At 42.9% G+C, this 6,223-nt stretch carries 6 protein-coding genes and 1 tRNA gene; 2 read left to right on the plus strand and 5 right to left on the minus strand.

The window, feature by feature from the left end; all coding sequences use genetic code 11:
* Positions 1–843: 843 nt before the first annotated feature.
* The 4 genes from R4I06_RS04065 to rplU form a co-directional block, all read right to left on the minus strand.
* Entirely contained in the window at positions 844–1,473 is a 630-nt protein-coding gene (locus tag R4I06_RS04065) for a hypothetical protein (RefSeq protein WP_334414295.1), read from the minus strand.
* 117 nt (positions 1,474–1,590) lie between these two features.
* Positions 1,591–1,663: transfer RNA gene (locus R4I06_RS04070), tRNA-Ile, on the minus strand.
* A 21-nt stretch (positions 1,664–1,684) separates the two neighbouring features.
* The gene (rpmA, locus tag R4I06_RS04075) at positions 1,685–1,957 is read right to left on the minus strand and encodes a 50S ribosomal protein L27 (RefSeq protein WP_334414296.1); all 273 of its coding nucleotides are present in this window, start codon (positions 1,955–1,957) and stop codon (positions 1,685–1,687) included.
* Between the two features lie 3 nt (positions 1,958–1,960).
* Complete coding sequence (rplU, locus tag R4I06_RS04080) at positions 1,961–2,263, minus strand: 50S ribosomal protein L21 (RefSeq protein ID WP_334414297.1); 303 nt, start codon at positions 2,261–2,263, stop codon at positions 1,961–1,963.
* 230 nt (positions 2,264–2,493) lie between these two features.
* On the opposite strand from rplU, the gene eno reads away from it, so the two are divergent.
* Positions 2,494–3,777, plus strand: a complete 1,284-nt coding sequence (eno, locus tag R4I06_RS04085; RefSeq protein WP_334414298.1) for a phosphopyruvate hydratase — start codon at positions 2,494–2,496, stop codon at positions 3,775–3,777.
* A 23-nt stretch (positions 3,778–3,800) separates the two neighbouring features.
* Positions 3,801–4,865: an Obg family GTPase CgtA gene (gene cgtA / locus R4I06_RS04090; protein WP_334414299.1), complete on the plus strand. Its 1,065-nt coding sequence runs from the start codon at positions 3,801–3,803 to the stop codon at positions 4,863–4,865.
* A gap of 723 nt (positions 4,866–5,588) precedes the next feature.
* Here the strand turns inward: cgtA and rsmH are convergent.
* The coding region (gene rsmH / locus R4I06_RS04095) for a 16S rRNA (cytosine(1402)-N(4))-methyltransferase RsmH (protein WP_334414301.1) at positions 5,589–6,223 on the minus strand (635 nt) is incomplete at its 5' end.

Below are 6,223 nucleotides of genomic sequence, written 5' to 3' on the forward strand. Positions count from 1 at the left end.
GTTTATAGTTCATCCATATGCAACATGGTAGTCAATTATGTTATTACTAATGTTAACAGCGACATGGCCTATTTTCCCCAGTTGTAGAAAAGCTCTTATATAATGGGCGTGACCATTGGCAAAGTTTGTCCATGCGCATGCACGGCAATTCGTAGTATTGTTACTTATGTGAATAGGGTACCTTCTATGTAGGTGCTGTTACTGTAGGGTTTAAGTTCTTGTCTTATACCTTGACCAGTTTGAGGAAAGCTCTTCCATAGCATTGTATGACCGTTACCACAATTCATCCTGTGCTATATTGCATCTATTTTGCACCCTACCTATGCCCATAGCAGGGATTTACTACAGTTCCGTGTTCACCATTCCCAATAGTCTCTTATATGCTTGCTATTGTGCATAGCTATTGCATCCTGCCATTTGCTATTGATGGGGAAGCTCTCTTATAGTGTGACGTGACCTTTGCTACAATTCATCCATATATGCATGCTACCACATAGTTCTTATATCCTATCTCCGCACTTGCGTGGGGGGGCTTCCATAGTGTGGCGTGACCATGGCCCTTACCATAGTTCATCCATATGTGCTACTGCAAAGTTTTTGTATCCTACCTTCACGTTGAGTTCGTATCTTGTTTTGTACCCTTGCCAGCTGTAGCCTTTACTACAGTTCTTATCCACCACCCCTGCCTATAAATGTGCTATTACGCACGGGTATCATGGCTTACCTTGCTGCTTGCGGGAAGCTCATCTATAGCGCGATGTAACATTTACCATAGCTCATCAATGCGTAAGTATCGGGAGTTCGTCGCATTGTTACTTATCTGAATAAAGTATATAGCTCCGCTTAATGTGTATGGCGTCGTCTTAAATGTGTATCCACCTCTCTGGAGACATGGGTGTCTTCTACATGCATGCTACCACCGCAGGGTTCTTGAATTTCACTTTCGCTGATTTCGTGAAAATTTCTACTGCAATTTCTACCGCAAGGTTCTTGTGCGTCAACCATATGACGCTTGGGTTGTTCATACTTTTCGCTGCTTATGGCGAGTATGGTCTTAGGGTCACTCTGCTCTGTTGTTTCGAGCGATTTAGAGCCTACTTTCCGTTTCACCCCCAAATCCAGTGAATTATCATCAATTTCTGCTGCGCTACTACTCCCACGGTAATCATTTTCAACTACGTTTGATGGCCAGCAGGGAAAGTAATCTCCTCTTCCTACCTTTTCTATGTATTGAATATATTCGTAAGAACTCCATAGAAGCAGCGGTGCCGCTAATAATACACAAAACCCAAGCGTATAAAGTACAGTGAACACGCTCTTAACGTTATAAAGAGCTTTTATAGCACCATGTAAGAGCAAAGTACCCAGCACCACCGCCATGCAAACCAGGCATCCAACGACGACTTTGTACTTATGGATAGTCCTATCAATACGTGCAGCACTGCTACGCTCACTTGTATACCCGCTATGCATAAGCAGAACTCCCGCTAACACCTACAAGACTAGAGCCACAAGTATAACATGCTAATGAGAGAAAATCCAACGCTACATGCGCGTAAAGGTTGTTTATGAAGGATGACGTACGGTCGGTGGGCCTGGGAAGAATCGAACCTCCGACCTCACGCTTATCAGGCGTGCGCTCTAACCGCTGAGCTACAGACCCATAGAAAAATGGATCCCATCTTTAAATCGCTTCAGTAGAAACTCCGGAAAACACATCCACATAGACCTTGCCACCAGACCTTCTCCTAAATTGCACGAGACCACAGATCTTAGCGAATATGGTATGGTCCTTACCAATCCCAACATTCCTACCCGGGTGATATTTGGTGCCACGCTGACGTACTATTATGTTACCAGGAATAACAGACTCCCCACCAAACTTCTTTAGACCAAGTCTGCGACCTTTCGAGTCTCTACCATTACAGGAATTACCACCAGATTTTTTAGTAGCCACAACCTACCTCACTCCAACTATACGCAAAACAGCAAGATTCTGCCTATGTCCATTCTTTCTTCTATAGTTCTTGCGGCGTCTCTTTTTAAAGACGATGACCTTCTTATCTCTAAGGTGCCCTATAACTTCCGCTTCAACCGCCTTTTCCTTCCTAGAAAAAGTACAGCTGTCAGCAGTTTCTCCGAAAGAAGCAAGACTATCTAAGAAGATCTTGTCACCTGCCTCAGCACCAAGAAGCTCAACCTTAATCGTATCACGCTCCTTCACTTTATACTGCTTGCCACCAGTTTCTATAACAGCAAACATATCGAGAGCCTCCAGCAGACATACACAAACAGAGAAATGATCCGTGATATGGGATAAGGTGTCAACAAAATTCTAAACTTGATAACAGGTCCTTAGATCGCAGTGTTCTAAGTTCCGTTTGGGGAAACAGCAGATTATTTTATACTGAGATTTATTAGCAACGATAGTAATTCATTTACTTTTTCCAAGAAACTATTTATGCTCGCTCCTCGGCGTGTTGGTAATTGATCATGGTGCACTTTGAGATTGCTGTTACAATCAGTAGCGTTTCCGCTCGTCAGATTTTCGACAGCCGTGGAAGACCTACGGTGGAGGCAGTTGTACTGCTATCTGACGGATCAATTGGTGCAGCATCTGCACCCTCAGGCGCGTCAGTAGGAAAACTTGAGGCATTAGAGTTGAGGGATTCTGATCCTGCTCATTATGGTGGATATGGTGTTACGAAAGCTGTTGAGAATGTGAATTCCCTTATTTCTCCTGCTTTAGCTGGGATGTCGCCATTTAACCAGGATCTTATTGATAGAGCTCTGATCACACTTGATGGCACACATGATAAATCGAAGTTAGGCGCAAATGCCACTACTGCCGTTTCTATAGCTGTAGCAAAAGCTGCTGCTATAAGCATAGGTATACCTATGTATAAGTATCTTGGAGGCACAGCAGCAAGGGCATTACCCGTTCCTCTGGTTAATGTGATAAATGGTGGTGTTCATGCAGATAATGGGCTCGATTTTCAAGAGTTCATGATAGTACCTGTAGGGGCTAAGAAGTTCGTTGATGCTATGAAGATGTGCTCCGAGGTGTTTATAAAGCTGAAGGGGGTATTAAAGTCGAAAGGGCATTCTACGAACACGGGTGATGAGGGTGGTTTTGCCCCTGACATAAGTAGTAACGATGAGGTATTTTCCCTCTTGCTTTCTGCTATAGAAGAAGCAAATTACACAATAGGAAAGGACTTTGCCCTAGCTCTAGATGTTGCATCTTCAACGTTTTATGATTGTGAAACTTCTTCCTACCGTTTTTCAAGCACATCCATGAGTAGCAGCGATATGGTTGCGTACTATAAGGAGCTTATCGAGAAGTATCACATAGTCTCAATAGAGGACGCAATGGCGGAGCATGATGTTACTGGATGGCAAATGCTTACTGAAGCCATAGGAAAAAAGGTTCAATTAGTGGGCGATGATTTGTTCGTTACTAACCCTGCTCTCATCAGGAAATATATAAAACTTGGGTTGGGCAATGCGGTGCTAATAAAACCCAATCAGGTAGGTACTTTAACAGAGACGATGGATGCGATTCAGGCTGCAAGGATGAGCAATTATGAATCTATAATATCACATAGATCAGGAGAAACTGAAGATGTGTATATTTCGCACATTGCCGTTGCCATGAATTGTACTCAGATAAAGTCGGGTTCTATGTCAAGGTCAGAACGCCTAGCAAAGTATAATGAGTTGCTCAGAATAGAAGAAGATCTTGGAGAAGCAGCAATGCTCTCGGATATTGCATAGAGATTGGCATTTATGTGGGCATTATGAGTTTTGTAGACGAGGCATCTGTTCATATACGTGCTGGAGATGGCGGTAAGGGATGTGTCAGCTTCAGGCGGGAGAAATTCATAGAATTTGGTGGTCCAAATGGGGGAAATGGCGGCTCTGGTGGCTCTATTGTATTTGTCGGCAGCGCAGCAGTAAACACGCTATTGTATTTCAAATATCATCGCCACATAAAAGCTGAAAACGGTAAAGATGGGCTTAGCAAAAACAGATCTGGTGCTTCTGGGAGGGACTCTTACATAGAAGTTCCTTTGGGAACAGAGATATACGACACATACAGTGGAGAATTACTGGTTGATATCTATGAAGAAGGACAGAAGTACATTGCCGTACGAGGTGGCAAGGGGGGCATCGGCAATACACAGTATAAAAGTTCCACAAATAGAGCTCCTGTAAACTTCACATTTGGGGAAGAAGGCGAGGAATGCTTCATATCGTTAAAGTTGAAGGTACTTTCTGATATAGGTCTCATAGGAATGCCAAATGCTGGGAAATCATGTTTCCTTTCTCGATGCAGTATGTCCAAGACAAAAGTTGCGGATTATCCCTTTACAACGCTTGAACCCCATTTAGGCGTGGTGCATCTACATCATCGCAATGTAGTTATAGCGGATATTCCCGGAATCATAGAAGATGCGAGCCTGGGCGCAGGACTTGGACATAAATTTCTGAAGCACATAGAAAGATGCAAAGTACTTTTACATCTTATAGATTCCTCAAAAAGTGACGTTGTAAATGTGTACGAACTTGTTGCTCAAGAACTTGAAAAGTACTCTCACGAATATGGCGCATCAACGGCTACGAAAAAAGAGGTTATAGTGCTAAATAAGTGCGACTTAATCTCTCCAGATGAAGCTTTAGAAAAAAAACGACTGCTGGAAGAGTGCACCAAGAAAACAGTAGTTACGTTGTCTCTGGATGAATCACCCGTTTCATTGCTCCAGACTTTATATCCGTCCATAATGGATGATCCACGTTCTGCAAATGCAAGTGATAATAAGGAGAAAAAGTTCGATCCATTCCTGTATATTGGATATAAATGACGTACCCGTGGGGTAGCGCTGATAGTAATTTCCCGATCTCTAGCCCGCAAAATGTGTATGTGTAGACGATACGTAGCACGCAACTGCAGACCTTGCACGGGGATGTGGTGCCGGTAATATGGAAGCATATAACGTCCTTAAGGAGATACTGATCCTCATACTTTCTGAGCACATACTGCATGCTTTATAACATTTGTACGGGCCTCTGAAACGTTACTACAATCTCAACTCGTTTTTATTCCCATGTAATGACGCGTAATGGCAAAATATGCTCACTCATGAAATTTTTAAGTAACAATATAAAGTATAGAGGTATGGATCTAATGTACTTATGAAAGCCTATGATGAGTAATCTGTATCGGCCTTGAACAGTTACTTCAATCTCGACTCGTTTTTATCTCTACGTAAAGCCTATGATGAGTGACACGTTTGCGGTGGAGCTGCTATATGGCACTTTATCATAGCGTGCATTTTTTGCGTCACATGATGTGGAGCTTAATCTGCAGCATGTGCTCACTCATGAAATTTTTAAGTAACAATATAAAGTATAGAGATAGGGATCTAATGTACTTATGAAAGCCTATGATGAGTGACGCATTTGCGATGGAGCTGCTATACGGCATTTTATCATAGCATGCATTTTTTCATCACATTATGTGGAGCTTAAATCTGCAGCCTATAAGCTTACAACGTGTGCAGACGATACGTGGCTGCGAATAATGACTATTCCTTGAGTATAGCACGCAACTTTGCAGACCTAGCACGGAGGTTATCTGCAACTTCCTGATCTGTGGGGCGAATTACCTTCTTATTTATTAGCTTATATCCTCCAATACTAGCCAATGAATTGAACTTGTACTTTACTATTCTGTCCTCTAGCGAGTGAAACGTCGTAACTAGCACCTTTCCCCCGGCCTTGAGAATGTTCACTGCGCCATCTAGACCTGATTGCAACTCTCCTAGCTCGTCATTTGTCCATATTCTAATAGCCTGGAATGTCCTTGTTGCGGGGTCTATTGGATTTGCTTTGCTTCTGGGAACAACAGACCTGATAATGCTAGCCAACTCTGAGGTGCTCACTATCTTGCTCTTCCTCCTATGATCGACTATAGCCCTCGCTACCCTTCTAGAAAACCTCTCTCCACCATAGTGATATATAACATCTGCCATCTCCTTTTCTGGCATAGAGTTCACAAAAACTTCCGCAGTTTTACCCTGTGAGGAGCCATCCATACGCATATTCAAAGGGCCAGCATTCATAAATGAAAATCCCCTACTAGAATCCGCTAATTGCATAGAGGAAACACCTACATCAAAAACAACTCCATCTACTTTTTCTATGTTAGAGTGCCCGCGGA

Origin of the sequence: Anaplasma bovis (genome assembly GCF_036903315.1) — a bacterium.
Taxonomy (GTDB): Bacteria; Pseudomonadota; Alphaproteobacteria; order Rickettsiales; family Anaplasmataceae; genus Anaplasma; species Anaplasma bovis.